The following is a 26,912-nucleotide window of genomic DNA, read 5'->3' on the forward strand; positions in this document are numbered from 1 at the left end:
CAGCAAAAAGGGAGAGTCATGTTCTCCGTACTCACAGAATAAACACTAATCAAAACTTGCTCTCGGTAATATTTACCTTAGTTCCAAAAATTAGAGGCATTTCATACTTCACTGTAAGGAATGTTTGATTTTGGCCTAAACCATAATAGGCAAAGTGCCGTCATTGCCCCAAGGGTATCGCATAACATGTCTTTTTGTGCGTCCCAAATGTCGCCTTGTGAACCCAGAAAAGCGATTCCCTCATCACCACCCGCGATTGAGGCATACCACCATTCAAGAATTTCGTAACCTGCTGCGATACTCATGATAGAGAAAAGCCCGAACAATGAGGCAATTAGCGGTTTACAGAGCTGCTTTCTAATTAAATATTCAGCGATAGGGTAGGCATAAAAGCCAATTGAGAAATGAGCGACGCGATCAAAATTATTACGAGATGATCCGATCAGTTCGTTGAACCAAGCAAACGGAACATCTGCAAATGTATATTTAGCCCCAATGGTATGCAAACTAAGCCACACAAACATCAGAATATAAGCCGTTGAGCTAAAGCGTAGTTTTGTTGAAGCCCAATAGACGAGTGCTAAGATCCCTAGCGCAGGGATGATTTCTGCTAACCAGACAGCACGAGAAACCGGCGCGATCGCTGAAAATAGAAAGAGTACACCGTAGATCGCCGTCAAAAATAAAAGCGTGCGTGAGAAGTTGAGAGACATGTTTTTTCCTATGACAAAATACCGATGGATAGTGCCACTATTTTGCACGATGTTCAATTTTGTTGAATTCTGTATCTTATAGACGTAGAAATTTGTGTTTGAGATGTGCGTATCTACCTTCGTTTTGTGATTGATTTTCGCATTGTCTTGGCAAAGAGATCTGCAAGGTGGAGAAGATCATGCAACAACTCGATCTTTCTCTTTTTATGTATTGATAGATAGTGCGTGTGATAAACGGACTCTAGTTCAAAAAGCCAAGATAATATGCGGTAAGAAACTCGACAAAAAAGCGATATTGGATTTGAATGAAGAGAGAACCTTAATGTGAACGTCGAGACTATGTCCCAAAGTAGGCCCGAAAGTATGTCTGAAAGCTTAGAACTTACCGCTCAGTTTCAATCTTACATGGAAAATCCGCTGCTTTGGCCAATGTTGGCGGTGTTGCGTAAACAGCCTTCCGGTTGGAAAGTCCATACGTTAGCGGCACATTTAAGTGAACAGGGATTCATGCCTGTACTTGATAGCGCACCTGAAAAAGATCTCTTTAAGCGTAATTTTTTGATCATGAACGCGCTCTATCAGCTTCAAGAGACGCTTTACCCTGAAAAGTGGTTACAAGTATCAGCAATGGACATTGTACTAATGCCTGCGCATCGTGCCGTTAGTTGCGAAATCGACCCAGATGATCCATTGCGTGATTATTACACTCAGTGGAAAAATTATGAGGCTGATGAAGGAGAAGTGCGCCGCTTGTTGAACGAATTTTGGACTCGTTACCGTAAAGCAATGGGTGGAACGAGTAACCTTAATATGAATCGTCTTCAAGCATTGAGGCTGTTTAAATTACCAGTGGAAGCGACGCAAATTGAAATCCGGAAAACATGGCGCAAGTTGGCACTAAAGTGGCATCCAGATAGAGACAATGGCAATGCTGAAACGTTTCGAGTGTTGTGTGAAGCATGGAATATTTTGCGGCAAAATAGTTAAAGCCCAAACCTTAAACTCTAGACAAGATATTTGTCGAATAAGGTCAACTGGCACTGTAAGGCATACCTAAGCTAACTACCTGTAATGTACTGAAGCAATAAGGTACTGAAGTAAAAAAGAAGCGATCTCTCGCTTCTTTTGGCTTTTGTTGTAGGGGAGTTAATCTTTACTGGTGGTTTTTAAATTGCGACTTGCGCATACGGTTCAACGCCGCCATCACATCGATGACACGTGGTTTCGCCAAGTCACCGTGGTTTGGCATATTTTGGTGCCATGTTCCTGCTAATAAAGCCATCATCTCTTTGCTTGGTTGCGCTGACCACCCCGGAGTCTGCGCAAACTGGAACCAAGTCCAGCCAATCGCATTGACTTCAGAAGGTGACTCCAATTGTTCTAACGCATTTAAATCCGTAAATTCTTTGCCAAAGCGAAGCGAATCAACGCCTTTGGCAGAGACTCGGAATTTACCATCAACCAGTAATTTTTGCAGCGCAGTGCGATTCACAGCGCGTTCTGGGAAAATAGCCAGTGGCGTTTCACATTCGTTGTGACGAGCAGTTGGGTGCTGTTTGATGACTTCTTTAGCTTTGTTAGTCACATCAACGGCGTGGTAGTCATGCATCTGGATGACAGTATCGGCGACATCTAAGTAATCACCGGATCCCCCCATGACGATCAGTGTTGAGATATCCAAATCATCGCGAAGTTGCCCGATACGATCAACCAATGGTGTAATGGGCTCATCACCTTTACTAACCAGCGCTTGCATACGCTCATCACGGATCATGAAGTTGGTGGCGGAAGTATCTTCATCAATTAGTAATGTACTAGCGCCAGATTCAATGGATTCTTGTAACCACGCTGCTTGCGATGTTGAACCGGACGCATCTTGAGTGCTGAAATCGGAGGTTTCTTTACCCATAGGTAGGTGATTGATGTAGTTGGACAAATTTAAATTATGTACGCAACGGCCATCTTCAGCGCGAATTTTCATGGCTTGATGATCCGTAACAATTCGCTCACGGCCATCGCCGGGAATATGGTTGTAAATTGAACGCTCAATCGCCGTTAACAAAGTCGATTTACCGTGAAAACCACCGCCGACGATAAGGGTTATACCTTTGGGGATGCCGAGTCCTTTAATTTTGCCTTGGTTTGGTGTCTCAAGCTCGACTTCTAACGATGTGGGGGCTTGGAAAGTAACGGCGTCTTTCATCGGCAGATCACAGTTACCTGCCAAGCGAGGTAATACGCTGCCATTGGCCACAAAAGCAACCAGATTGTGCTGTGCCAGTTGTGCACGCATTGCTTCTTGATCTTCGATCACAGCGCAATGCTCAAGTAGGGCATCTTTATCCAGTTCACGTTCAATGGTGGCCCGGCGAATGAATTTTGGCAGGTAGAAGGTGATGATGTTGAGCGCTTTCTTGGCCAGAATGTCACGACCTTCAGCGGGTAAATTGATGCGAAAACGAAGCTCAATACCATGCTCCGTAAAGAGAACAGCTGTACTATCAAGCACCGTTTGGCCCGTCAATGCGATGGCAATATGGTTCTCTTGCTTAGCAAACTCCGCAAAACTACGAGCGATAAAATCTCTTGCAGCCATTTGATAAGCAGGTGATTTCTCTTTTAACCATTCCAGACCGGTCAGAGACCATGCTCGAGTAGCGCGAAAGCGAGATGCAGAAGCGTAAGGGTCCGCTTGGATATGATCGATATGCAAGGTGAAATCACCAAATTCGTATTGACCTTTGATCTGCTGATAGGCGCGGTAGTTCTGTTTTTCTAGCTTTTTGAGAATTGATGTTAATAAATCCATCTCGATATCGCTCGTTTGGAAAGGAAAGGCGGCGATTATAGGAACCGCCACACTGAGAGTAAAGACATGATAAGGGATTCCTTTATCCTACAAAACCTTTGTCTCGACAGGGTGTGCATAATTTTGGTTCAGTAGCCCAGCCTCAAACTCGTCACAAGGCATCGGTTTACCATAGAAATAGCCTTGGCCAAACTCACACCCTTCACTGATGATAAAGTCTTCTTGGCTTTGATTTTCAATCCCTTCGAGGATCACTTTCAGCTTTAATTTTTTGGCAACGTGAATGATTGAGCGAACAATTTCTTTATCTTCCTCACTTTGATCCAATTGATGTACAAAGCTTTTATCTATTTTTATGCAATCGAAGGGAAATTTTTTCAAATAGCTGAAAGAGGCGTAGCCCGTGCCGAAATCATTAAGTGACAACGTCACGCCTAGTTGGTGTAGAATTCGCAGTGTGTTGCGAGCCACCACTTCATCCGCAATCAAACAGCTTTCTGTTACTTCCAACTCTAAGTACCGAGCTGGAAGTTGGTAGGTGTTCAGTAGCTCACGAACTTGGTCTGCGAATTGGGCATTCTTTAATTGGACGGCTGAAACGTTAATGGCCATTTTGAAATTATCGACCTGTTTTGCCCATTGGCTCGTTTTTTCGATGGCCGATCGCAGGACAAAGTTACCCACTTCAAAAATCAGTCCATTTTGTTCGGCCATGTGAATTAAGGTTTCATTGGATATATCGCCCAATACGGGATGGCGCCAACGTAGTAGCGCTTCTGCCCCCGTCCAGCGATGAGTGGTTGGAGAGACCTTAGGTTGAAAATAGAGCATGAGCTCATCGTTGCGCACTGCTCGTAATAAGTAGCTTTCTAATTGGTTGATTTGCCGGAGTGAGTCACTGAATACTTGCGAGTGATAGCAAAACTTATGACCGGAATCTTTGCAAGAGACCATGGCAGCAGAAGCTTGTTTGAGCAGTTCTATAGCATTGTCAGTGTCTAAACTCGTTGCAATACCAATATAGGAATGAAGATGAACATTATGGTCATCGAGCTTAAATTCAGAATGACCGATTTCGACCAATTTATGGCACAACTTTTCCAGGTGACGCGCTAATAGTTTTGTTTTGACGATCAAGACTAAATCTGTCGACGTGGGTCGAGCGGTCAATATTTCAATTTTATCGCAGCGGCCTAGTCGCTCACGATATCGAGCGATGACTTGATCCCATGCTCGGTAGCCAAAGTGAGATTGAATATGACGAGCATTAGTGAAACCAATATGAATGGCGGCAACTTCGGTGTGCTGCTTTGTTGCTTGTAAAAGGCTATTTTTGAGCTCCAGTTCAAGTGCGTTGCGATTTAAAAAACCTGTGCTGATGTCATGCCACTTTTGATATTGAATCTGTTGTTCTGCGGCGCGGCGTTTATCGATTTCTTGCGTGAGCGAGTAGTTGAGATCAGCAAGATCTTGTGTTCGGTTATCGACGCGGAGCTGAAGCTCATCATTGAGCTGCTGAAGTCTTACCTGTTGGTATAAGGTGGTGAGCTGGGATTCAATGGTATCGCGAAAACTTTCCAGTAACTGCCGATAGGTGGGGCTAAAATGGTTCTCCTTGCTATCGAGTACGCAAATGGTGCCAAACATATCACCATTCGGCCACTTTAATGGGATGCCACAATAGGCAATCATGCCCAGTGGTACATCTGGATTATGCATCCATTTTTTATCGGCTAAAGCATTCGGGACCAATAGTTCCTGCTGTGTTTGCATCACAGTTTCACAGTACAGACCTTGTCCTAAGGGTTCTTTATGTCCGGTTTGATAGGGGTTGTCGACGTTGGTATTTTTACAGAATATTTCGAGTTTTTGCTGGCTAGCACGCATGATCAATGCGCTCGGGACGTTTAAAATTTCAGCGAGTAAATTCACAATGCGTTGCCATCCATCCATCATTGAAGAGGGGATGAGCATCTCATGTGTCTTTATTTTCGACATATTATCAAATTCCTTTGGACGACAAAGCTTAAAAAAGCCGAGCATTCATTGCTCTAGACTGACGATGACAAGATCCGCTCCTATGCCCATAGTATGGTATTAAGAATAAGAACGCGCCGCCAATGTAACAAAAAAAAGCCCCAATAAAATATTGGGGCATTGAGATAGTTAGCTGTGTCTCGTAAATGATACGGAAGGAGTTAATCGGCTTGCTTGATATAATGGTCGATATTAATTTCTTGAGCATAATCAACACAGTCAAAGTCGAAGCCATTGAGCTGCATGAATTCTCGCTTAAAGCCCTTATAGTCACCTAGTTGCTTAAAGTTGTACTGATCCATTTTCTCCAGTAAATCGGCCACTTTTTGCTGAGTATCTGGGTTGAGCTCCCAATCATCCATACGGATCAGTCGTTCGCCATCAACGGGTACTTTGCCTTTGCTAGAGAGTTTTTCGCTAAACAGACGCTGCATCTGCTCGATACATCCTTCGTGCGTCTCTTTTTCTTTCATCACCTTATACAATGCGACAATGTAAGGGCTTAAATTGGGAATGAACACGCTCGCCTTCGTGACTAAAGCTTTACAAACAGTCGCATAAGCCCCGCCGCCATAGTTAGACAATTTTAGGTTGAGAGAGTGGCTGGTTTGGTGCAAATCAATTTTGGCGCGCCCCAGTGTACCGTCAAGATAAATGGGGTGAGTAATCTGAGGGCCGATGTATGAAAAAGCAATGGTTTTACACCCTTGTGCAATCGATTCAGTGTTGATCAGCGTATCTATCCAGTTTTCCCAATCCTCGCCACCCATTACTTTCAGTGTACTTTCGATCTCTTCGTCATTTGCAGGGGCAATGGTGGTTTCTACCCACGTATCGTTTTCTAGTAATATTGTCGCACCAGAAACGGCCTCACCAATCGGTTTAATGGCGGAGCGCCAATACTGATCTGAATTGGGTTTTGGTCTCATGCCGCTGGCGATACTGTAAATGACTAAATCGACTTCCCCTTCAAAATAGGTCTCTATCGCTTCAATCACTTGCTCGCGTACTGATGGTGAAAAAACATCCCCATCGATATTGACGGCGACTCGACCCGCTTGCTCGGCCTGTTGTTTAAAAAAGAGATTGTTGTACCAACCAGCACTACCAACCCCTTTTTCTGATGGCGTTTTTTCAAAGGAAACGCCAATCGTATCGGCTTCTGAACCACCAAAGGTCAGGGCAATGCGGGCGGCGAGCCCAAAGCCTGAAGATGCGCCTAAAATGAGAACTCGTTTTGGCCCGTGAGTGATCGGTCTGCAAGATTTTACGTAATTAATCTGTTGTAACACAGCTTGTTCGCATCCTAGTGGATGAGCAGAGCGAGCGACCACACCTTTGATCACAGGTTCAATGTGCATAGTTTGTACCTTTGCGGTTAGGGGAATGGTCTAAAAAATATCGTAAAACTAGGTAAAGTTCATTGAGCTGAGGCATTAAAATCAGAGATGCTCTGCTAAATGTTGCGCAACAAAATTGGCGATCCACGGCTGAGCGTCGACCGTCGGATGTAAGCCATCAGCCATCATCCACTCGGGTTTAATGATCACTTGCTCTAAGAAAAAGGGCAGTAACGGCACAGTATGTTGGAGGCTAAGCTCAGAATAGAGGCTATAAAAGGCATCGCTGTAGCGTTTGCCATAATTTGGTGGAATGCGGATCTGCATCAAAAGAGGGGTTGAGCCTGCTTTTTTTATTTGGCCAATGATGGCGGTTAAATTGCTGCTGATCAATTGAGGTGGGAAGCCACGCAATCCGTCGTTCGCACCAAGCTCAATAAGCACCGCATCAGGGGTATGCAGGGTGAGTAGTGACGGTAAGCGGGCTAGGCCATTGCCCGTTGTATCGCCAGAAATACTGGCATTAATGACATCAATGTCTGATTTACCTTCAGCTTGTAACGCATTAGGTAGCAAGCTAGGCCAAGCTTTTTCAATCGGCATTTGGTAACCGGCGCTTAAACTATCACCCAATATCAAGAGTGTGGTACTACTAGCGCTAGCCGAGAATAATAAAATACAAATCAAGGAAAGAAGTCGAGTCATGCAAACATCCGTTATTAGGGCACATTCATTATCTAAAACAGTCTCTACCAATCAAGAGCATTTAACAATCCTAAAAGAGGTAAACCTAGAGATCAAAAGTGGTGAAAGCGTGGCGATAGTCGGAACGTCTGGTGCGGGGAAATCAACCCTGATGACGCTGTTGGCTGGGCTTGATACGCCGACACGCGGAGAGGTAGAGCTATTGGGTCAGCCATTGTCTCAACTGGACGATGAAGGACGTGCGGCGATCCGCAGTCAATCGGTTGGCTTTGTGTTTCAAAGCTTTTTGCTGATCCCAAGTTTGTCTGCGTTAGAGAACGTGACGCTACCTTGTTTGTTAAAAGGCGAAAAAGAGGATGTGGATCGTGCTAAATCCTTGTTGACGGCCGTTGGTTTATCGCATCGAATGCATCACTCTCCTGCACAACTTTCAGGGGGCGAGCAGCAACGAGTCGCGCTAGCAAGAGCTTTTATGATCAATCCGAAAGTGCTGTTTGCCGATGAGCCTACTGGCAACCTTGATCAAGAAACCGCGGCAAAAGTGGTTTCATTATTGTTTGAATTAAATAAGCAGCACGGAACGACCTTAGTGCTGGTTACTCATGATCCCGCTCTTGCGGATCAATGTGATCGTATTTTCCACATGCAAGCCGGTATGTTGGAGGAGCGGTAATGAGCGAGATGTCGAGCCGTTCACTCAATAAACGATTAATTCGCTGGAGCTTAGGTGAAATCCGCCACGGACAGCTGTGGCCTATTTCAGTGGCGTTAACCTTGATCATTGCTTGTATTTTTGCGCTGACTGCCTTAGCTGAGCGTATGGAGCAAGTGATTGTTAAACAAGGTAAAGACGCACTCACTGCCGATAGTGTGTTTGTTTCCGCAAACCCACCCCCAGCGTCATTGCTCGATCAGATCGAGCGCTTGCAATTGCCGTCTTCACTACTTACACGTTACGCGACAATGGCATTCAGTGAGCGCGGTATGCAGTTAGTCACTGTCAAAGCAGTGGATAGTGCTTATCCGCTACGCGGTGAAATGCGTCTTTCTGATGATGTGACGACATTTCAGCACCTTGCGCCGAATCAACTGTGGTTAGATGAACGAGTATTTGCGCAATTAGACGTTCAAATTGGTGATCAGGTCACGCTGGGCGATGCCGACTTTACGGTCTCGGGACGCATCCTTGAGGAGCCGGGACTCAGCTTTAATCCGTTTCAACAGATGCCCGCGGTGTTGATCCACCAAGACGATGTGGCTCGTACTGGTGCACTTCAATTGGGGAGCCGAGTGCAATTTAGCGTGTTCATTAATGGTGATGATGGACAGATTGAAGCAGTAAAACAGCCCGTTACTTTAACGCCTAGCGATCGTTGGCGCGACCGAAATAGCGCCAGCCGAACGAATGAGGTTTTTGAACGCACAGAGCAATATTTGTCGTTAACCGTAGCGATTGTGATCATCATGGCGGCAACCACATTAGTCCTGACTTGTCAGCACTATGTTTCTACGCGGCAAAAAACCATCGCCATGTTAAAAAGCCTTGGAGCGAGCAAACGTTGGATCCGCCAATGGTTGATCGTACAAGTGGTGATTTTGTTTGTTTCTGCTGCGGTGCTTGGGGTATTGATCGGCATTGGCCTAGAGTCTTTATTACGCGTGCCGCTGGTGGATTTATTGCCTACGCCTTTACCGAGTTATGGCGCTAAACCCGCTTTTATTGCGCTGATGGCGAGTGTATTGATCGCTTTTCCTGCACTCGGCATTCCTTTACTGCATTTGCTAGATACCAGTGCGCTCAATGTCATGCAAACAGAGCGAGCGAAACCGAATCATCGCCGTAATGGGTTGCTCATCTTGATTCCGTTAGTGCCGATGCTGTGGGCTTATTGGAATAATCTCTTAGTGTGGATTGTGTTGGCTGGGATGGTGACGCTTTTTGCAGTGCTTGCTGTGGTCAGTGTTTTGGTTGCTCGTAGTTTAGGACGTCTTCCGCTCTCTACCGCGCTTAAATTAGCGCTCAGCCGAATCAATCGTTCGGCAATCACGACCGGAGTCCAGTTTGGTGCGTTAGGATTATCGTTAATGTTATTGGCGATCATCTGGTTGGTGCGTACCGATTTACTCTCTGATTGGCAGCGAACCTTACCCAGCGATGCTCATAACGCATTTGCACTCAACATTTCACCAAATGAAGTTAATGATTACCTTAACACGTTAGACAGCGCCAACATTGTGCGTTCGCAAGCCTATCCGATCATCCGAGGGCGTTTATCGACTATTAATGGCATAGAGGCCAAGCAACAAGCTCAAGGTGAAGAGGGGAGTGATGCGTTGAGGCGAGAGCTCAATTTCACTTGGGGAGAATCGCTACCCAGCAATAACCAACTGACGGCAGGAGCGTGGACAGAGCAAGGTGGCGTTTCGGTTGAATCCGACGTTGCTCGTGATTTGGGGCTGAAACTGGGTGATAGTTTGGGGTTTGTGATCAATAGCCAAACCGTGGAAGCGAAAGTAAATTCCATTCGCCAAGTCGAGTGGCGAGAAATGAAGCCTAACTTCTATTTCATTTTTACCCCAGACCTATTACAGGAGATCCCTGCCACGTGGCTGGTGAGTTTCAGAGCGCAAGATCAAGATAACGCTTTGCTTGCCACCCTTGCTCGCACTTACCCTACGGTCAGTTTGATGGATATCCGGGCAATGGGCGATAAAATTCAAACTTTGCTGACGCAAATTATCTGGTCAGTGACAGTACTGGCTGCAATGGGTGTGATGGCTGGTATTTTACTGATTTTTACCCTGTTGCGTTTAAGTTTAAGCCAGAGGCAACAAGAAATTCGCTTATACCGCACTTTAGGGGCCAGCAAGCGCCGCGTCGAGCAGACTATTTGGGCTGAATACGGTTTGATGGCGCTCATTGCCGGAGTTGTCGCAAGCCTTGGCTCTGACGCGGTGGTGGCCAGCGTCATGAAGTTCGGTTTTGAACTAGAACCTATGGCGCATTACAGCCTGTGGTTGGTGCTACCCTTGGCGACGTTTTGCACATTATCGCTGGTCGTGAGTAGTTTAATTAAGCGGCTGCTAACCCCTATAAATAAAGAGTTTAACTAGCGATATCCATAATCCCAGACTGAGTTATCCACAAAAACAGTGGATAAAGTTTGGGATAACTCGACGGCTTGATAACGGCCTATTTGCGCTTAGCCCCGTAGTTACCTTGGGTTGCGCAGTTTTGTTATTCACAAGGTTGAAAAAACGTCGTTTTGGCTTTATTGAGTCAAGCAATTTTTTAAGTTATTTGTCGATTATGCGTATTGCTTGTTAGTCGTAAAACAGATAAGACCACGTGAAAAATGTGATTTTAATAACGCTTTACAAGCTTTAGAATGCATCCGGGTTTTCCAGAGTACTCGTATCTTATGTCATATAAAAAGTTCAATACAGATTCTCCATGTGTCGCAATTATTGGTGGGGGTGTGGCTGGTGCCACTGCCGCCGTTCATATGGGAGAACTGGGGCTCAATGTGCTGCTTTTGGAAAAAAGCGCCGGTCTCGTTAATGGGCCGCCGATTTGCCATCTGCACGCGGGCGGTAACCTCTATCGCGAAATTTCGCAGCAGCAGTGTCTTGAGTTACTTAAGCAGTCGATTGAAACCGTCAGGCTCTACCCCCACACGCTGAATAAGCGACCTACTGTGATTGCTGTTCCGCATAGTGATGGCGGTGAGCCGCAAGCCTTATTACCAAGGCTAGAGCTTATTCAGCGCAGCTATCAACAATTGGTTGATAAAGACCCATGTAATCAGAAGCTTGGTCAACCCCAAGAGTATTTCAAACTCTACAGCCGTGAAGCACTGCAGGTATTAGCAACTCAGCAACAGAGTGATCAACCGACATCATTCGATGATTGGGTGATCCCTTTTGCTCAACATGCAGATTTAAATCAGTTGAAATACCCAGTCATTGCGGTGCAAGAATACGGTTGGAGTGTTTTTCGTCTGGCGGCCAGTGCTGAGCTTGCGTTAGCGGCGATGCCTCATTGCCAAGTTTTAACGCACGCTAAATTAATCAAATCTGATTTTATTGATGAGCAATGGCAGCTCGTTTATTTGGATGATCAAGAGCATGAACACGTTATCCATGCCGATTATTTAGTCAATGCATGCGGTTATGAAACGGGAATAGTCGATGATTTGGCTAAGGCTCCGCGTCAACGCTTGGTGGAATTTAAAGCGGCTTACGTTACCCGTTGGGCAGAATGCGACCAGCAATGGCCAGAAGTGATTTTTCACGGGCCAAGAGGCACCCCACAAGGAATGGCTCAGCTAACACCGTATGCTGATGGTCTATTTCAGTTGCATGGTATGACCGAGGGAATCACGTTATTTAAAGATGGGTTAGTGGCCTCGCAAGCTGGATCATCACAGCCCGTATTGCCTGATTATCTCGAACGCAAAATTAAGAACGGCTGGCAACAGGACGCACTACAAGAGCGCAGTGAACGAGCCATACACCACATGAGTCAGTTCATCCCACAGTATATTCAAGCACAAGTGGCTGGTAAGCCACTGTTTGGTGCGCAGCAAATTCCCGGCCAAGATGCCACATTACGAGCCGCTGATGTTACGTTTGAAGCTCATAATTATGCGCGAATCGAAGTGGTCAAAGGTTCATCTGCGTTGGAAGCGGCAACTAAAATTGTTCAGCATTGGCAGTTAGTGAACGATGAAGACTTGCTACAATCGATAGAGGTTCGTCACCCCATCAGCATGAGTTTGGCTCTTGAACAGGTGGAAGAGAAAGCCATCGCGTTAGCTAAGGCACGTGCTTATCCTGAAGAATTAGCAAAAATTGTCGGTATGGTTTGATTGGTAACACCTTGCGGTTTTCTAAAGGAGCAAGGTGATAGTCGTTAGTAGCCGAAATAATGTGCCCATTGGCACCAAACCTCTTGCAGGCCTTGTATATCACCTTTGACAAAACGTATTTTCTGCCCCGGTTTTGCTTGTGCCAAACGGGGCAGATCAATGCGAGCCACACACCCTAATTTAGGGTAACCGCCGATGGTTTGGCGATCGTTGAGTAAAATGATCGGTTGGCCATCTGGCGGGATTTGAATCGCGCCCAAAGCAATTCCTTCCGATAAAATAGGTGTCGCGGGTGGGGTAACCGTATCGCCATTAAGACGATAGCCCATGCGATCGGCATGCTGACTGACAGTGAAGCTGGTTTGATAAAAGCGATCGAGTTGCTGCGATGAAAATTGCAGGGCTTGGTAGCCTTCAATGACGCGTAATTTAAGTGGCAGATTATAATCAGGCTTATAACGAAAAGTGATGTGTACGGGTTTGTTATCGATAGCGTGGGGATTAAAGTGCAGTGAATCGCCCGCTTGCAGTGGTACGCCGTTTTGCGTTAACCCACCAAGCTGTTCTTTGGGTACGGTGGCAACACTACCTAAATGGTGAGGCACAATGAACCCTCCGCGCACGGCCAAATAAGCTCTTAAGCCATTTTTGGCTAGGCCAAATTTCAGTGTTTGCCCGGCTTGCGCGCTAAAGCTTTGCCAATTACCAATCAGTTTTCCATCTAACGTGGCCGATAAATCACCACCTGCAATTGCCAGCATACATGGATGTTCAACATGAAATTCCGCCTGACCAAGCGTGATTTCAAGCGTTGCTAAATTGACTCGGTTACCCAGTAAATGGTTGGCCCAACTGTAGGCATAATCATCGACTGGTCCTGATTGAGTAACACCGATATGACTGAGACCAAAGCGTCCAAAATCTTGAATTAAGCTCAGTTGACCGGGTTTCATCACCTGTAGTAGGGGGCTCATGAATGGTGCTCCCACTGCGCGGCTAATTGAGGTATTTCACCTCCTAATGATAAAAATTCCTCGCGAGTCATCGCTGTAAACTTCACTTTAGTTCCAATCGAAAAAGGCGTCATTGGTGTTTGATGAGGAGAAAAGAGCGCATGGGGGCAATTGGCGATGATATTCCATCCTCCGGGAGAGTTGTTCGGATAGACGGCCGTTTGCTGTTCTGCAATCGCGACGCTGCCTTTGGCCACACTAAGGCGTGGGGTGGCATGGCGCGGTAAGCGTAATTGTTCATCTACTTCAGCCATAAAGGCAAAGCCTGGTGCAAAACCGACGGCACAAACGGTGTAGACCGTTTGAGTGTGCAGCGCGATAACTTGTTGCGTGGATAAACCAAGCGCATGGTAGCGCTTCAAATCTGGGCCGACACTTTCATCGTAGTAAGCACCAAGCTCAACCAAATTGTGGGTGGCTTCCACAGCTAAAGATAAGGCTGCGATCGCTGTGATCAATTGCTGCTCTAGCTCCCTTTGACTTATACGATAAGGAAGGTAATCGATCAAAATGGTAGTGTAAGAAGGGGTGACATTCATCAGGTAAGCAGAAAACTGCACCATGATCTGTTGCGCAATTTGTCCGATATCGAGTGAGAGATCGGCCGATGGCGGGTGAGCAAAACGCAATAAGAGGCTGCATTCCGCAACGGGTTCAATGCTGTAGTCCAATGTCACTTAACACTCCTTGTGATGACGTTGTGGCTGCTAGGAGATACACGTGTAATGGTTCAACGCTCTCGTAGACAAATTCGGATTTTCTCTATCAGTTCAATCGCCGCCGGGTTATCGCCATGCACGCAAATCGTATCGGCTTCGATAGGGATCACAAAGCCATCTGAACTGGTCACTTTTCCGTAATCAACCAGTTGTTTAATTTGATTGATGATCGCCTCTTCATTCGTCAGCACTGCATTGGCTTGGCCTCTTGGAGTGAGCATACCATTAGCGAGATAAGTCCGGTCGGCAAAGGCTTCAAACAGCAATGGCACGTCATAAATATCGGCGATATCAAGGTAATCTTGGTTATTGCCTGAAGCTAAGATCATCAAGGGCACATTGAAGCAAGAAACTGCATCGACCACTGCGCGAAAGACAGATTTGTCACGCATCATATCGTTATATAAAGCCCCATGAGGTTTGACGTAGCTTATCTCGGCATTTTTGCTCTCACATAATGCCTTGAGTGCGCCAATCTGGTAAATCAGTAACTCGCATATCTCTTCTTCGCTAAAACTCATTGAACGGCGACCAAAACCTTGCAAATCGGGGTAACCCGGGTGAGCGCCAATCATTACATCAAATTGAATCGCCAGCTCAATCGTTCGGCTCATCACGTGTGGGTCAGAGGCATGAAAGCCACACGCAATATTGGCCATGTCAATCCAAGGCATCACCAACTCATCAGCGCCCATTTGCCATGCACCGAAGCTCTCGCCCATGTCACAATTGAGAGTGATTGTTCTTTTTGTCACGGGTTGCATCATCCTTGAGTGTCCATGTTGAGTAACTTGCCGTAATCAAAAGCAATATACAGTGATCCGATTCATTGTTTGGCGATAAGTATGGGCCGAAAGAGAGCGAATTGGCCTGATAGACAAACATTAAAGCAGATTGATTTATAAGTGAAGTTTAGGTTGAAAGTCGTTAAACTTGCACAACCAATGTCAGAAGGTAAAAACAATGAAAGTATTAGTGACAGGCGGGATGGGGTATATCGGCAGCCATACCTGCATTCAAATGATCCACGCCGGTATGACACCCGTAATTTTTGACAACTTATACAATAGTAAAGCATCGGTTTTAGAGCGCATCGAAAAAGTGTCCGGTGTGAAGCCGATGTTCGTCCATGGTGATGTACGCAACCAAGCACAACTGGTTGAAGTGATGAAAACGCAAAATATTCAAGCGGTGATCCATTTCGCAGGCTTAAAAGCAGTCGGTGAGTCAGTAGAAAAGCCATTGGAATATTACGATAACAATGTGAATGGCACATTGGTACTGGTGGCGGCCATGCGTGAAGCTGGCGTGAAGGCACTTGTTTTTAGTTCATCTGCAACCGTATACGGTGACCCAGCCTCAGTGCCTATTACCGAAGATTTCCCAACCAGCGCGACCAACCCTTATGGCCGTAGTAAGTTAATGGTTGAAGAGTGCTTGGCCGATTTCCATAAAGCCAACCCAGATTGGAGCATTACACTGCTGCGCTATTTTAACCCTGTAGGTTCACATCCATCAGGCGAGTTAGGTGAAGATCCACAAGGCATTCCGAACAACCTAATGCCTTTTGTCTCGCAAGTGGCCGTGGGTCGAAGAGCATTTCTCTCTGTTTTTGGCAGTGATTACCCAACTAAAGACGGCACAGGGGTTCGCGATTATATTCACGTAATGGACCTAGCTGATGGTCATATTGCTGCGCTGGAAAAAGTAGGCCAACAAGCAGGCTTGCACATTTATAACCTAGGCACAGGAAATGGCTACAGTGTACTAGAGATGGTGAAAGCGTTTGAACAAGCGTCAGGTAAAAGCGTGCCGTACCAATTGGTCGAACGCCGCGCTGGTGATATTGCGGAGTGTTGGGCAGATCCAAGCAAAGCGATGGCGGATCTAGGTTGGAAAGCGACTCGCAGCCTAGAAGCGATGACACAAGATACGTGGCGTTGGCAGTCAAATAATCCACAAGGTTATCCTGAGTCTTAAGCTCTTGCTTCAACTTCTCTGCGATGAATGAAATAAATAGCCAGTCAAATGACTGGCTATTTTGATCTGACTTGATTACTCAAGCAATCCAATGATCAGTTAGTCCGATAACGGCTTAAAATTTCACCAAGGTTGCGCGAAGCGTTTGCAAGGCTAGCGACACCTTGCGATGAGGTTTGCGCAACACTGCAAATCGCATTGGATTGTGTACGAATATCACTCAGCTCAGCAGCAATATCATTAGCAACGGCGCTTTGCTCTTCGGCTGAAGTTGAAATTTGAATACTCATGTCATTGATCATTTTTGCTGATTCAGCAATTTGATTGACGTTATTGCCGATGTTAGCGACTAAATCACTACTGGTTTGAGCTTGACTAACCGTTTGCTCAGTAATGCGTGCGATATCTTGACTTTCGGTTTGCAGCTTCTCAATCATGGATTGAATTTCAACAGTAGCCGCTTGCGTGCGGCTAGCTAAGGTGCGAACTTCATCAGCTACCACGGCAAAACCGCGCCCTTGTTCACCAGCACGTGCCGCTTCTATTGCAGCGTTCAGTGCCAATAAGTTCGTCTGTTGCGAAATGGCATTGATGGTGGTGATCACATCGTTAATCTGCGCCGTATTTTCATTCAATGTAGACACCGAATGAGAGGCTTGTTCAATGAATTTTGACAACTGGGAAATTTCATTAATCGCTTGCTGAACTAGCTGTGAGCTCTCTTCCGCTTGTTTTGAATCTTGCTCGGCTTGCTGATTGGCTTGTTGGGAAATAGTGGACACTTCTTGCGCCGAGGCCGTCATCTCTTCCATGGCCGTGGCGACGGAATCCAATGAAGCGTATTGGCTACTGATTTGTTGCTCGCTCTCTTTCATCTCATGGGCAAAAGAGCTGGATGTCTCACCGAGAGTGGTGGCGTTTTGTTTTACTGAAACTACCAGTTCGGTCAAGGTGTCCATGGCGTTATCGAGCGCGCAGCCGATGGTACCAAACTCATCTCGACCGGGGTGAAAACCTAATCGTGAAGTTAAATCACCTTTTGAAATTTTCAAGGTTGTTGTGTATAGCACCCACAATGCACCGCCAATAAAAGTAGCGACCCAATAGAGGAAAATAGCAAAAGGGATTGCCCACAAATAGCTCAACAGAAAAGTCGAGAGTGCCGATCGCTGAGCGTCTTTTTCAAGATAAGAGAGATTCTCTGTTAGCGAGTAAACTTTGCCATCGCTGTGTTTTGCTGTGGCGGTAATCACCCCTTTTTGATAACTAGTTGCGGCTAAAGAATGGCGAGTTTCAACCGCTGAAAGGGTTTGTGGATCTGCGCCGCTGGCAAGCAGACCTTGCAGTTTGTACTCAACGGCCAACTTCGATTGCGCTTCTATCTGGGCCAGTGAATCAACATAGCGATTTCCTGCGACAAAGCTTAAAGCGGTGAGGAATAAAGCGAAGATCACCCACATCTTGTCATTAATTGACATTTTAATGAACACGCGGTCAATCGTCCTGAACTGAACTTCTTTCATTGCTGCTCCGATATGCAAAAAAGTAATAGTAAATTTTATAAATATACTAAGGCTAAATGTGTGTGTTCGTGCAGAATTTTATGAAATGAATGTTGACTTAAATATCAAGATTGAGACTTTGATCTTATTTTAGGTTAAAAAAGTGGGGAGAGTAATATTACTCTCCCCACTTTTAACTTTAATTGATTAACCCAGAGCGGGTAGTACACCAAGGCTAATAAAGATTTGCGAAGTGACGATCATCAAACCAATGGTTGCTGTCATGGTCAGAGCCAGTTTGCCGCCTCTGACTTGATATTGTGTTCCACCCTGCGGTTGGAATACTTGGTTTGAACGCACTTTAATCACCATCACAATCGGTAAGAATATGGCCAAAATAGTCAACGCAATAGCCGCGTAACCGAGCGCCATAATAAAGCCTTGAGGGTAAAATAGCGCAAAGACTAATGGTGGCAGATAGGTGATGACGGAGGCAGCCATACGGTGCAATGGAATGTTCTTTTTCTTAATCGTATCGCCCATGAATTCAAACAAGCCCAAGCTTACGCCTAAGAATGACGTCAAAAGTGCAAGGTCGGCAAACACGCCAATAATGCTGCTTAAATTGGATTGATGAACGGTTTGCCCTAATGTCACAATTAGCGCACTCAGACCGGAATTCTCAACCAGCTGAGGTTGGCTAACGACACCTAACGTGACGATCTGCCAAAAAATGTAAATAATCAACGGGATAGCAGAACCAATTAAGATGGCTTTGCGCAGCGAAGGGGTGTCGCCATCTAAGTAATTCACAATCGCCGGAATACTGCCATGGAAACCGAATGAGGTGAAAATGACGGGAATTGCAGCAACGATTAAGCCTTGCTCAAGTGGCATACTAAGCAAGTATGACTGAGAAACATTAGGTGCAAGAAATGAGAGCACTATAATCATCGCGACCATTTTACCGGCAAACAGCAGGCGGTTCACTTTATCAACCGTGCTGGTGCCGATCGTCACCACAAGTGCAACCAGTAAAGTAAAAAGCAAGGTGCCTAGCGGATTGCTGATCTCAATGCCAGCAAACTCTGTCAGGCGATGAGTGAATTGTGCGCCGCCACCGGCAATGTAAGCTGCACAAAGCGAATAGAACAAAAATAGCATAGCAAAGCTCGCTACCCATTTTCCTTTTTGCCCTAAGATCTGTTTAGCCAATGTATGTAAGGTGGCGTCTTTGTCTGCATATTGATGGATTTCAACCATTAACAATGCAGTGAAAGCCATTAATGCCCAGAGGGCGATCATAATCAGTAATGATGTGCCAAAGCCGATACCTGCAGAAGCGAGCGGTAGAGCTAGCATGCCTGCACCGATAGTGGTCCCTGCGATGATCAAAGTACTGCCGAAAATCTTTGATTGAGTCATGGTGTAAAGTTCTTTATACGTTATGTTGTGTTTCAGGGAGTGATATATATGAATACAACGGGGTGTTGACCATTAATCCACTCATTTTGGGCTATATTGTAGAACTTCGGATTCATTTTCAACAGCTTTGTAAAAATAAAAATCCATTAGTGTATTTTTTTGTTTACATGGCAAGGTGGCGGCTAAATAAGAGTGGTCGAAATCGTTTCGCTGTGATAGATATTGTGGTGATGATTAATTTGACTATTCGCTTTCAAAAAACTGTCATATAAATCATTTAAAAAGGATCTTGCGACGTGATAATCTCGTCTCAGTAAATATCAAAGGAGGTCGATTAATGAGTGACCAATATAAAAACGATGAGTGCTTAGAGTGGCTCGACGCCATGGAGATCGGATTTGATTTATCCGATTATGACTCTGTATCTCATGAATGCTCTGAACAGAGCGCAGAATAGTACCAGCCAGCAGCCTATGCAGCCTATGCTGGCTATGCTCCTTACATTCCCCCCTCATGTATCAATTCCCTAACACTGTTGATTTCCGCTGATTTTGAATAGGCGATTACCTTGCGCTTTGTTACAATCCGCGCCCTGATTTCCAATAGGTAAGCTGCAATGTCTGATACTGTGCACCCATTCCAACGTTTAGGACTTTCAACCACATTAGTTAGCGCTCTGCAATCTTTAGGTTTTGAACAACCGACGGATGTTCAATCTCAAGCTATCCCGCATGTTTTGGCTGGTAAAGATGTCATGGCTGGGGCGCAAACGGGTACCGGCAAAACGGCAGCTTTCGGTTTACCTATTTTGCAACGTTTTCTTGATAACCAAGCCGAGCGAGAAACCAATAGTAAAGTTGTGCGCGCGCTTGTTTTGGTTCCGACTCGTGAGCTGGCTCAACAAGTTTTTGATAGCTTAAGTGCTTATGCACAAAGCACTACATTGAAGATCGTCACCGCGTACGGTGGAACCAGCATGCAAGTGCAAACACGTAATTTACGTGGCGGTGCGGATATTTTAATTGCGACGCCTGGGCGGTTAATTGACCATCTGTTTGTGCGCAACATTATCCTGACGCAAACCGAAGTGTTGGTGCTGGATGAAGCCGATCGCATGCTCGATATGGGTTTTTTGCCTGATATCCAACGTATTTTGAAACGCATGAATGATGAACGCCAAACGCTGTTTTTCTCGGCCACCTTTGATCACAAAATCAAAGCATTAGCACACAAAATGATGCGCGACCCTGTCGGCGTGCAAATTTCACCAGCCAATGCGACCGCTGATACTGTAAAACAGATCGTTTATCCAGTGGATAAAAAACGTAAAAGTGAGTTATTAGCTTATCTAATTGGTTCACGTAATTGGCAGCAAGTCTTGGTATTTACCAGAACCAAACAAGGCAGCGATGAGCTAGCCAAAGAACTGAAATTGGACGGCATCAAAGCGGCCTCGATCAATGGCGATAAAAGCCAAGGGGCGCGCCAAAAAGCATTGGATGATTTTAAATCAGGTAAAGTTAGAGCGTTGATCGCTACCGATGTTGCAGCTCGTGGAATTGACATTCAGCAACTTGAGCAAGTGGTTAACTACGACATGCCCTATAAAGCGGAAGATTACGTGCACCGGATTGGTCGCACGGGCCGGGCCGGGCTAACGGGCTTCGCGGTCTCTTTGATGAGCCGAGATGAAGAGTATCTGCTTGAAGCGATAGAGGCCTTACTCAATCAACGCCTGCCACAAGAGTGGTTAAAAGGGTTTGAGCCGAGTTTGTTGGAAGCCTTACCGACTGAGCGTAGCAGCCGTAAACCTAGCCGTTCAGCGGAAAAAAGAAAGATGAAAGCAAAACTAAACATCCATGCAGGTAGAGGTAAGCGATAAAGCGCCCGCTTTATCTGGCCCAGTCACATTCAATATCATACAGCAACTCATTGATGGAGTTCGGACAGAGCGTCTGAGCTTCGTCGATATGGAACTTGGCGATCATCAAGTCATTAAAGAGTTGCCAATGTTTTAGTAAGCATTGGTTCACATCTTGAGTTTCATCTGACCATGTTTCTTTTAAAAATGGCGTGAGGCTCGCCGCGCCGTGCGCGTACATGATCATCTGCCATTTTATCTCCCACACCTTTATTGGTGTGGCTGAAAATTCACGGTTGTATTGCTCGGCAAGTTGTTCGACGAGCTGCTCAATTTCACCTGCACTGTCGATAAAATAATCAAACAGAGCATCTTCTTGCCTTACCGCATCGGCGATCAGTTGAATCGGCTGTTTGACGGTCAGCATATGCGCGAGCAGCCGTACAATGAACAAATACAACTGCACGTTGGCGGGGGTGTTGGCTGGGATCTCTTTCAATATATGACGTAAATAATTCTCCATATAAAGATGGAGACCATCGCTGATACTGCGCCATATTTGCTCTTTACTACCGAAATGATGACGCAGCAAACTGTGCGAAACCCCAGCTTTTTCGCTGATCGTTCGTAATGACACTCGTGCATAACCTAGCTCGCAAAACAGATCCGCAGCGACCACTAGAATGTCTCTTTTGGTTTTTTGGGCATCAGTGGCACTTCGGCGGCCTTGTCTTTTGGTCATTTTTTAACTCGTCTCATTTTTTAACGAGCGCAGTTGTACCAGATTTGAGAGGTAGTTTCACGGAAAAAACGCTTTGTCAGTCATAACCGATGATAAGGTTATGACTGCACAATGTTAATTGGATCAGAGATAAAGGGATAGTTTGCTGATTAGAAAATCAATATCATCGCGTGAGACGTCTTTATGGGTCACAAAACGTACCGGATTGCCTGGCGAAACTTTTATTCCATCTTGCGCCAACTGATTGGTAATTGTATGGATATCGATAGAATCAGCTAATTTGGCAAATACGATGTTAGTTTGCACTAAATCTGGATTGACGGAAAACCCGTTTAAGTCCGCTAATTTGCGCGCTAAATATTGGGCATTGTCGTGATCAGTCTTCAGCTGAGTGACTTGTTCAGTCAATGCAAGATGGCCTGCTGCGGCCAAAATGCCTGCTTGACGCATGCCGCCACCGAGCATTTTTCTTAAACGTCGAGCCTTGGCAATGTAGGTTTTTGAACCCAACAGCAGTGAGCCGATAGGAGCTGAAAGCCCTTTAGATAAACAGACCGTCATTGAGTCAAAGTATTGCGCAATCTCTTTAACATCCACATCCAGCGCTACAGCGGCGTTGTATACGCGCGCGCCATCTAAATGCAGTGCCAAATGGTGTTGATCAACAAACGCTCGCGCTTGCGCTAAATAGGCGAGTGGTAGAACTTTGCCATTGATGGTGTTTTCAAGGCTAAGTAATCGAGTGCGAGCAAAGTGGGCATCATCAGGTTTAATGGCCGCGCGCAGTTTATCGAAGTCTAACGTGCCATCAGGGTTATTTTCGATTGGCTGCGGCTGAATAGAGCCAAGAACCGCGGCGCCACCCGCTTCATATTTGTAGTTGTGCGCTTGTTGGCCACACAGGTACTCATCACCACGCTCACAATGTGACATTAAACCCAGCAGGTTGGCTTGTGTGCCTGACGTGGTAAATAGCGCCGCTTCAAAACCGTGTCGCTGCGCGGCCCACTCTTCTAAGGCGTTGACGGTTGGGTCATCGCCATACACATCATCACCCACATCGGCATTAGCCATTGCTTCACGCATCGCGGCGGTGGGTTTAGTAACGGTATCTGATCGAAAATCCATATAATCTCCTCATGCGTTTTTCTATTTTTGCTAGAAGCATTTTCACTTCAATTCTTATCTGTGCTTGTACTTTATTGATAGCTAAGCACTTTATCGATAGCTAAGTATTTTATAGATAACCACACAGCTTCGCCTTACTTAGGCAGGCAATGGTTTTTGAATCTGTGATTTGCCCAGTGATGATTTTTTGCTCCAATTCCTGGATCGAAAGCGTCACCACCTCAATGACTTCATCATCGTCGCATGATAATCGTGCAGTTTTGCTTAACTGTTTAGCGACAAACAGGTGCTGTATTTCGTCACAAAATCCAGCTAATGGTGTGACTTGCCCTAAAGTGATCAGCTCACTTGCGCTGTATCCTGTCTCTTCTTCAAGCTCACGGTGCGCGCATTCGGCTGGAAGCTCCCCCTTTTCTAAAGTGCCTGCTGGGAGCTCTAACAACCACTTTTTGAGTGAGGGGCGAAACTGATTAATCAGAATAATATCGCCTTGTTCTGTGATCGGCAAAATCACGGCCGCGCCCGGATGGACTATGGTGGTGTGCTCAATGCTTTTGCCCGTAGGAAGGGTGACATCCTCTTGCACTAATGAAATGGTTTTCCATGTATGTATGGTTTTGCTCATGCAAACTCTTCTTTAATTGTGGCTAGCCAATGACTGATATGGTGATAAGGGTTCAACCTTACCGAGAATCTGTGGCTAAGACAAAGTAAAACGATAACCTAAGTATCAATATTGCTTGCACAATCAGTGATGTCAGTCTCATATATGCAAACATTGATTTCGAAGAATTTCACAGAAAAGAGATCTGCTATAAGTGGGCGCTTATACTAAAATCTATTTGTAACAAAACAATAACAGTCGTATAAAGTTATGTATACAAACCATTTGGAGCGCTTAAGTGATCAATTTTACTCCTGCATCTCATGCGCAAAAAGCGCTACTTTCAGAGCGCATAAATAAGCTTGCTAAGGCTTTATCGGATGGTGTTTATGAGCGTGAAGACACCATCAAACTTTGTCTACTGGCTGCTTTAGCGGGGGAAAGTGTTTTCCTACTCGGCCCTCCTGGCATTGCAAAAAGTTTGATTGCGAAACGTCTGATCCAAGCCTTCGATAACAGCAGTTATTTTGAATACCTCATGACGCGTTTCTCAACACCAGAAGAGGTATTTGGTCCATTAAGCATTCAAGAATTAAAAGATAATGGGCGCTATGTTCGCCTAACCAAAGGTTATCTTCCTACCGCACAAGTGGTTTTTCTTGATGAAATTTGGAAAGCAGGCCCCGCCATTTTGAACACCTTATTAACGGTTGTGAATGAAAAGACCTTCAAAAATGGCAGCGATATTGAACGTGTACCAATGCGTCTTCTGGTTTCGGCATCGAACGAATTACCGGATGAAGAGAGTGGTTTAGATGCCTTGTACGATCGCATGTTAGTGCGTGTGTTTGTCAACCGTATTCAAAATAAGCAGAATTTCAAATCGATGCTAACTGTCGGTACGCCACAAGAAGCGCGCATCCCTGAAGGGCTTGCGATTACCGATGAAGAGTATCACTCATGGCAGCGACAACTTGACGATTTACTGTTGACAGATGACGTGTTTGAAAAGTTATTTGAGCTGAAAAACATGCTAGAGCATGCCGTTGAAAACCAGCCCGCTGCGGCAAGTATTGATATGTACGTTTCAGACCGCCGTTGGAAAAAAGCGGTGAAGTTGCTCAAAGCGAGTGCGTTTTTTAATGGCCGCGACTCAATCAACCCGCTTGATTTACTGCTGCTGCAAGATTGTCTTTGGAATAGCCCCGATTCTCGCGATATTGTGCGCCGCGTTATCCGCGACTTTGCGTTGAAACATGCTTTTGACCAACAAGAAGTTGAACATCAAATCGTAGTGTGTCGTGAAGAGCTGGCTGAGATTCAAGAAGAGCTAGAGTCTGAATTTGGCATGTTGCTCTCGTTGGAAACATCATCCGGTTTGATTAAAAAGCAAGTGCATCAGTTTGATACCAAATCAGCAAAAACCTATCAGGTAGGCACCGCTCATGACTTGGTCAAATTGGTATTGCTGCAAAGCAATATGTCCGTCTCTGAGGCCGAAAAAGGCGATAGCCGCTGGGTTTATGTGCCTAAAAGCGAGCTTGAAAGAACGATCAAAGAGGGGCATGGCGATGTGTATGGTTATGTGAATCAAAATACCAATTTGTGCCGTTTAAGGTTTGATTTAGATGCTGGTAATAACCTCGTTCTTAAAGATATTGCTAATCGCTCGGTGTTGGTGAGTTTGGTGACTGAGCAAGGTTTAGACGAAAGTCTTTATCAAGAGTGGCTTACGAAAGCGGATCAAGCCGTTGCACAGTTGCAACATGCCGAACACCATTTGCGTAAAGTACGTTCTAAGTTTCACGGCGCTTTGCCGCATAACTTCATTGATCCGGAGCTGCCCACCGCTATGGAAGCGACGCTGCAGCATCTGCAGCAATTACTTGAATCGACTCATACCGAATGCGAAAAAACGGTGCTTCGTTTTAAAAACCTAAACCAGTTTTTTGCGTAAGGAGAGAAGATGCTTGGTGCCGATGGTTTAAATTTAGCGTTAATGATTGCCGATTCGGGCATCATTGATACGGCAGTGAATGATTTGCTTGCGCGCTCGCAAGTGATGATGATGGCTGAAAATCGCGGCGTGGCGAATTCAGTTAAAAATCACCTAACTAAGTGGCGTGGTAGCGTCAAAAAACGCATTACAAAAGTGTGTGAAACTGAGCGTTTTCAACAAGAGCTGACCTTATACCAAGAGGTAATTCACTGGGATGAAGAGACCTTCTTTACTCGAATTAACGAGATAATCAAACAGTTGGAATGGCATTCGGCATTTTATCTCCAAGCACGTCGTTTAATCGAAAAAAACAAGGGGTTGCATAACCCCATGTTCCCTCATTTCTTTTGTGATCAATGGTATCAAAGCCTTTGCCATGCGATTAAACAAGCGCAAATCAACGAACTTGAAAGTAACAAAGAAAAAGTGTTGGCCGATTTGTACCAGCGTATGGAAACCATGAAAAACATGGATAAAGTCACGGAATCGGGTGATGAAAGCAGCGTCGGTCGCTTGTGGGATATGGCATCGGCGAAGCTCAGTAAAACAGACATTAGTGTTATGAAGCGCCATGCGGAATTTTTGAAAAAGAACAAAGGATTGCAAGAGATTGCTGAACAGCTTGGGCGCATGGCTGGCGAAGTAGATGACCCGGATCTCAACCGCACTCCAGCCGAAGCGCTGCAAATGGTGGAGGAGAAATCGGACGAAGCGACGGATGACATCGTCGGCATCCACGAAAGTGATGATCTGAACAAGCTGCTGCCCAACGAAACCATGTTTCTTGCCTATCCTGAACTTGAGGTGGTTTTCTACAAGCATTTAGTGGATAAGCGCTTGATGAACTATCGCATGCAAGGCAAGTCTCGCACCTTGCGTAAAGTCAAAGCGTACCAACCAGAACACAAACAGTTTGAGATTGAAAAAGGGCCGTTCATCGTATGTGTGGATGCTTCTGGTTCCATGAGTGGTTTCCCAGAACAGTGTGCAAAAGCGATGGCTTATGCTCTGATGCAGATCGCTCTCGCTGAGAGGCGCGAGTGCTACGTGATGCTGTTTTCTACTCAGCAAATTACCTATGAGCTGACCAAGCAAGATGGCTTGCGTGAAGCGAGTGATTTTTTAAGTTATTCATTTCACGGTGGAACGGATTTAGACCCTGTGCTAGAACAATCGGTTGAACTGATGAACAGTGACAAATACCGCAATGCAGATTTGGTCGTATTGTCGGATTTCATCGCACCTAAACCGCCGGAAGCTCTGCTAGAAAAAATCGCGACCTTAAAACATCAAAAAAATCGTTTCCATGCGGTGAGTTTGTCTCGCTATGGTAATCCACAGTTGATGGCGATGTTTGATCACTGCTGGGCATACCATCCTAATCTCGTCGGGCGACTGATGAAAAAATGGTAACGATCACTTGATAAAAGCTGATGAATTGTTGCTCTAATTGTTCGCCTTCTA

General features: G+C 45.5%; 21 protein-coding genes. 8 read left to right on the forward strand and 13 right to left on the reverse strand.

Annotated features, from left to right (window positions below):
* Nucleotides 1–101: 101 nt before the first annotated feature.
* Nucleotides 102–770, reverse strand: coding sequence for a DUF2238 domain-containing protein (locus N5E84_RS18100; RefSeq protein WP_017048994.1), 669 nt, complete (start codon nt 768–770; stop codon nt 102–104).
* A gap of 306 nt (nt 771–1,076) precedes the next feature.
* Between N5E84_RS18100 and N5E84_RS18105 the strand changes: the two genes are divergently transcribed.
* Nucleotides 1,077–1,700, forward strand: a complete 624-nt coding sequence (locus tag N5E84_RS18105) for a DNA-J related domain-containing protein (RefSeq protein WP_175418687.1) — start codon at nt 1,077–1,079, stop codon at nt 1,698–1,700.
* A gap of 166 nt (nt 1,701–1,866) precedes the next feature.
* Here N5E84_RS18105 and N5E84_RS18110 read toward each other — a convergent pair whose 3' ends face one another.
* From N5E84_RS18110 to tesA, 4 genes are all read right to left on the reverse strand, one after another.
* On the reverse strand, nt 1,867–3,522 hold the full coding sequence (locus N5E84_RS18110; RefSeq protein WP_026028209.1) for an ABC-ATPase domain-containing protein: 1,656 nt from the start codon (nt 3,520–3,522) through the stop codon (nt 1,867–1,869).
* Nucleotides 3,523–3,609: 87 nt separating this feature from the next.
* Entirely contained in the window at nt 3,610–5,520 is a 1,911-nt protein-coding gene (locus N5E84_RS18115; RefSeq protein ID WP_029388433.1) for an EAL domain-containing protein, read from the reverse strand.
* A 200-nt stretch (nt 5,521–5,720) separates the two neighbouring features.
* The gene (gene fabV, locus N5E84_RS18120; RefSeq protein ID WP_017043170.1) at nt 5,721–6,920 is read right to left on the reverse strand and encodes an enoyl-ACP reductase FabV; all 1,200 of its coding nucleotides are present in this window, start codon (nt 6,918–6,920) and stop codon (nt 5,721–5,723) included.
* An 81-nt stretch (nt 6,921–7,001) separates the two neighbouring features.
* On the reverse strand, nt 7,002–7,604 hold the full coding sequence (gene tesA, locus N5E84_RS18125) for a multifunctional acyl-CoA thioesterase I/protease I/lysophospholipase L1 (RefSeq protein ID WP_069212086.1): 603 nt from the start codon (nt 7,602–7,604) through the stop codon (nt 7,002–7,004).
* Here tesA and N5E84_RS18130 point away from each other — a divergent pair.
* From N5E84_RS18130 to N5E84_RS18140, 3 genes are all read left to right on the forward strand, one after another.
* Entirely contained in the window at nt 7,603–8,277 is a 675-nt protein-coding gene (locus N5E84_RS18130; protein ID WP_019283206.1) for an ABC transporter ATP-binding protein, read from the forward strand. The two genes, tesA and N5E84_RS18130, sit on opposite strands and share 2 nt — an antisense overlap.
* On the forward strand, nt 8,277–10,718 hold the full coding sequence (locus tag N5E84_RS18135) for an ABC transporter permease (RefSeq protein ID WP_019283205.1): 2,442 nt from the start codon (nt 8,277–8,279) through the stop codon (nt 10,716–10,718). Before N5E84_RS18130 ends, N5E84_RS18135 begins: the two co-directional genes overlap by 1 nt.
* A gap of 275 nt (nt 10,719–10,993) precedes the next feature.
* Complete coding sequence (locus N5E84_RS18140) at nt 10,994–12,475, forward strand: FAD-dependent oxidoreductase (protein ID WP_019283204.1); 1,482 nt, start codon at nt 10,994–10,996, stop codon at nt 12,473–12,475.
* A gap of 44 nt (nt 12,476–12,519) precedes the next feature.
* On the opposite strand, the gene N5E84_RS18145 is transcribed toward N5E84_RS18140, so the two are convergent.
* Genes N5E84_RS18145 through N5E84_RS18155 form a run of 3 tightly spaced genes read right to left on the reverse strand, consistent with a single transcriptional unit; the run spans nt 12,520 to nt 14,962 of the window.
* Nucleotides 12,520–13,449 carry a biotin-dependent carboxyltransferase family protein gene (locus N5E84_RS18145; protein WP_043004960.1) on the reverse strand — a complete coding sequence of 310 codons (930 nt, stop codon included), beginning with the start codon at nt 13,447–13,449 and terminating at the stop codon, nt 12,520–12,522.
* Entirely contained in the window at nt 13,446–14,165 is a 720-nt protein-coding gene (locus N5E84_RS18150) for a 5-oxoprolinase subunit B family protein (RefSeq protein WP_019283202.1), read from the reverse strand. Before N5E84_RS18150 ends, N5E84_RS18145 begins: the two co-directional genes overlap by 4 nt.
* 53 nt (nt 14,166–14,218) lie before the next feature.
* Nucleotides 14,219–14,962, reverse strand: coding sequence for a 5-oxoprolinase subunit PxpA (locus N5E84_RS18155; protein ID WP_026027410.1), 744 nt, complete (start codon nt 14,960–14,962; stop codon nt 14,219–14,221).
* Between the two features lie 208 nt (nt 14,963–15,170).
* Between N5E84_RS18155 and galE the strand changes: the two genes are divergently transcribed.
* Nucleotides 15,171–16,187: a UDP-glucose 4-epimerase GalE gene (gene galE, locus N5E84_RS18160; RefSeq protein WP_029388431.1), complete on the forward strand. Its 1,017-nt coding sequence runs from the start codon at nt 15,171–15,173 to the stop codon at nt 16,185–16,187.
* Nucleotides 16,188–16,282: 95 nt separating this feature from the next.
* Here the strand turns inward: galE and N5E84_RS18165 are convergent, their stop codons facing one another.
* Together N5E84_RS18165 and N5E84_RS18170 are read right to left on the reverse strand one after the other, a co-directional pair.
* Nucleotides 16,283–17,710 (reverse strand): methyl-accepting chemotaxis protein, encoded by a 1,428-nt coding sequence (locus N5E84_RS18165; protein WP_029388430.1) that lies wholly within the window; start codon nt 17,708–17,710, stop codon nt 16,283–16,285.
* Nucleotides 17,711–17,896: 186 nt separating this feature from the next.
* Nucleotides 17,897–19,114, reverse strand: a complete 1,218-nt coding sequence (locus tag N5E84_RS18170; RefSeq protein ID WP_017047351.1) for an aromatic amino acid transport family protein — start codon at nt 19,112–19,114, stop codon at nt 17,897–17,899.
* 616 nt (nt 19,115–19,730) lie between these two features.
* Here N5E84_RS18170 and N5E84_RS18175 point away from each other — a divergent pair.
* Nucleotides 19,731–20,996 (forward strand): DEAD/DEAH box helicase, encoded by a 1,266-nt coding sequence (locus N5E84_RS18175; protein ID WP_019283199.1) that lies wholly within the window; start codon nt 19,731–19,733, stop codon nt 20,994–20,996.
* A 10-nt stretch (nt 20,997–21,006) separates the two neighbouring features.
* Here N5E84_RS18175 and N5E84_RS18180 read toward each other — a convergent pair whose 3' ends face one another.
* From N5E84_RS18180 to N5E84_RS18190, 3 genes are all read right to left on the reverse strand, one after another.
* Complete coding sequence (locus N5E84_RS18180) at nt 21,007–21,717, reverse strand: TetR/AcrR family transcriptional regulator (protein WP_013867941.1); 711 nt, start codon at nt 21,715–21,717, stop codon at nt 21,007–21,009.
* A gap of 123 nt (nt 21,718–21,840) precedes the next feature.
* Entirely contained in the window at nt 21,841–22,845 is a 1,005-nt protein-coding gene (gene ltaE, locus N5E84_RS18185) for a low-specificity L-threonine aldolase (protein WP_017043160.1), read from the reverse strand.
* 109 nt (nt 22,846–22,954) lie between these two features.
* Nucleotides 22,955–23,470 carry an NUDIX hydrolase gene (locus N5E84_RS18190; protein ID WP_017048791.1) on the reverse strand — a complete coding sequence of 172 codons (516 nt, stop codon included), beginning with the start codon at nt 23,468–23,470 and terminating at the stop codon, nt 22,955–22,957.
* Between the two features lie 277 nt (nt 23,471–23,747).
* Here N5E84_RS18190 and N5E84_RS18195 point away from each other — a divergent pair, with 277 nt between their 5' ends.
* Both N5E84_RS18195 and viaA read left to right on the forward strand, forming a co-directional pair.
* Entirely contained in the window at nt 23,748–25,406 is a 1,659-nt protein-coding gene (locus N5E84_RS18195; protein WP_013867938.1) for an ATPase RavA domain-containing protein, read from the forward strand.
* A 9-nt stretch (nt 25,407–25,415) separates the two neighbouring features.
* Nucleotides 25,416–26,861, forward strand: a complete 1,446-nt coding sequence (gene viaA / locus N5E84_RS18200) for an ATPase RavA stimulator ViaA (protein ID WP_019283198.1) — start codon at nt 25,416–25,418, stop codon at nt 26,859–26,861.
* Nucleotides 26,862–26,912: the final 51 nt, after the last annotated feature.

The sequence above is a fragment of the Vibrio sp. J502 genome, assembly GCF_025397955.1.
Classification (GTDB): domain Bacteria; phylum Pseudomonadota; class Gammaproteobacteria; order Enterobacterales; family Vibrionaceae; genus Vibrio; species Vibrio anguillarum.

Excerpts from the sequence above, each read along its gene's own strand:
- fabV (WP_017043170.1), bottom strand. The coding sequence starts at position 6,920 with ATGCACATTGAACCTGTGATCAAAGGTGTGGTCGCTCGCTCTGCTCAT.
- N5E84_RS18180 (WP_013867941.1), bottom strand. The coding sequence starts at position 21,717 with ATGACCAAAAGACAAGGCCGCCGAAGTGCCACTGATGCCCAAAAAACC.
- N5E84_RS18110 (WP_026028209.1), bottom strand. The coding sequence starts at position 3,522 with ATGGATTTATTAACATCAATTCTCAAAAAGCTAGAAAAACAGAACTAC.
- N5E84_RS18115 (WP_029388433.1), bottom strand. The coding sequence starts at position 5,520 with ATGTCGAAAATAAAGACACATGAGATGCTCATCCCCTCTTCAATGATG.
- viaA (WP_019283198.1), top strand. The coding sequence starts at position 25,416 with ATGCTTGGTGCCGATGGTTTAAATTTAGCGTTAATGATTGCCGATTCG.
- N5E84_RS18140 (WP_019283204.1), top strand. The coding sequence starts at position 10,994 with ATGCATCCGGGTTTTCCAGAGTACTCGTATCTTATGTCATATAAAAAG.
- N5E84_RS18170 (WP_017047351.1), bottom strand. The coding sequence starts at position 19,114 with ATGACTCAATCAAAGATTTTCGGCAGTACTTTGATCATCGCAGGGACC.
- galE (WP_029388431.1), top strand. The coding sequence starts at position 15,171 with ATGAAAGTATTAGTGACAGGCGGGATGGGGTATATCGGCAGCCATACC.
- N5E84_RS18165 (WP_029388430.1), bottom strand. The coding sequence starts at position 17,710 with ATGAAAGAAGTTCAGTTCAGGACGATTGACCGCGTGTTCATTAAAATG.
- N5E84_RS18145 (WP_043004960.1), bottom strand. The coding sequence starts at position 13,449 with ATGAGCCCCCTACTACAGGTGATGAAACCCGGTCAACTGAGCTTAATT.
- N5E84_RS18175 (WP_019283199.1), top strand. The coding sequence starts at position 19,731 with ATGTCTGATACTGTGCACCCATTCCAACGTTTAGGACTTTCAACCACA.
- N5E84_RS18105 (WP_175418687.1), top strand. The coding sequence starts at position 1,077 with ATGTCTGAAAGCTTAGAACTTACCGCTCAGTTTCAATCTTACATGGAA.
- tesA (WP_069212086.1), bottom strand. The coding sequence starts at position 7,604 with ATGACTCGACTTCTTTCCTTGATTTGTATTTTATTATTCTCGGCTAGC.
- N5E84_RS18190 (WP_017048791.1), bottom strand. The coding sequence starts at position 23,470 with ATGAGCAAAACCATACATACATGGAAAACCATTTCATTAGTGCAAGAG.
- N5E84_RS18135 (WP_019283205.1), top strand. The coding sequence starts at position 8,277 with ATGAGCGAGATGTCGAGCCGTTCACTCAATAAACGATTAATTCGCTGG.
- N5E84_RS18130 (WP_019283206.1), top strand. The coding sequence starts at position 7,603 with ATGCAAACATCCGTTATTAGGGCACATTCATTATCTAAAACAGTCTCT.
- ltaE (WP_017043160.1), bottom strand. The coding sequence starts at position 22,845 with ATGGATTTTCGATCAGATACCGTTACTAAACCCACCGCCGCGATGCGT.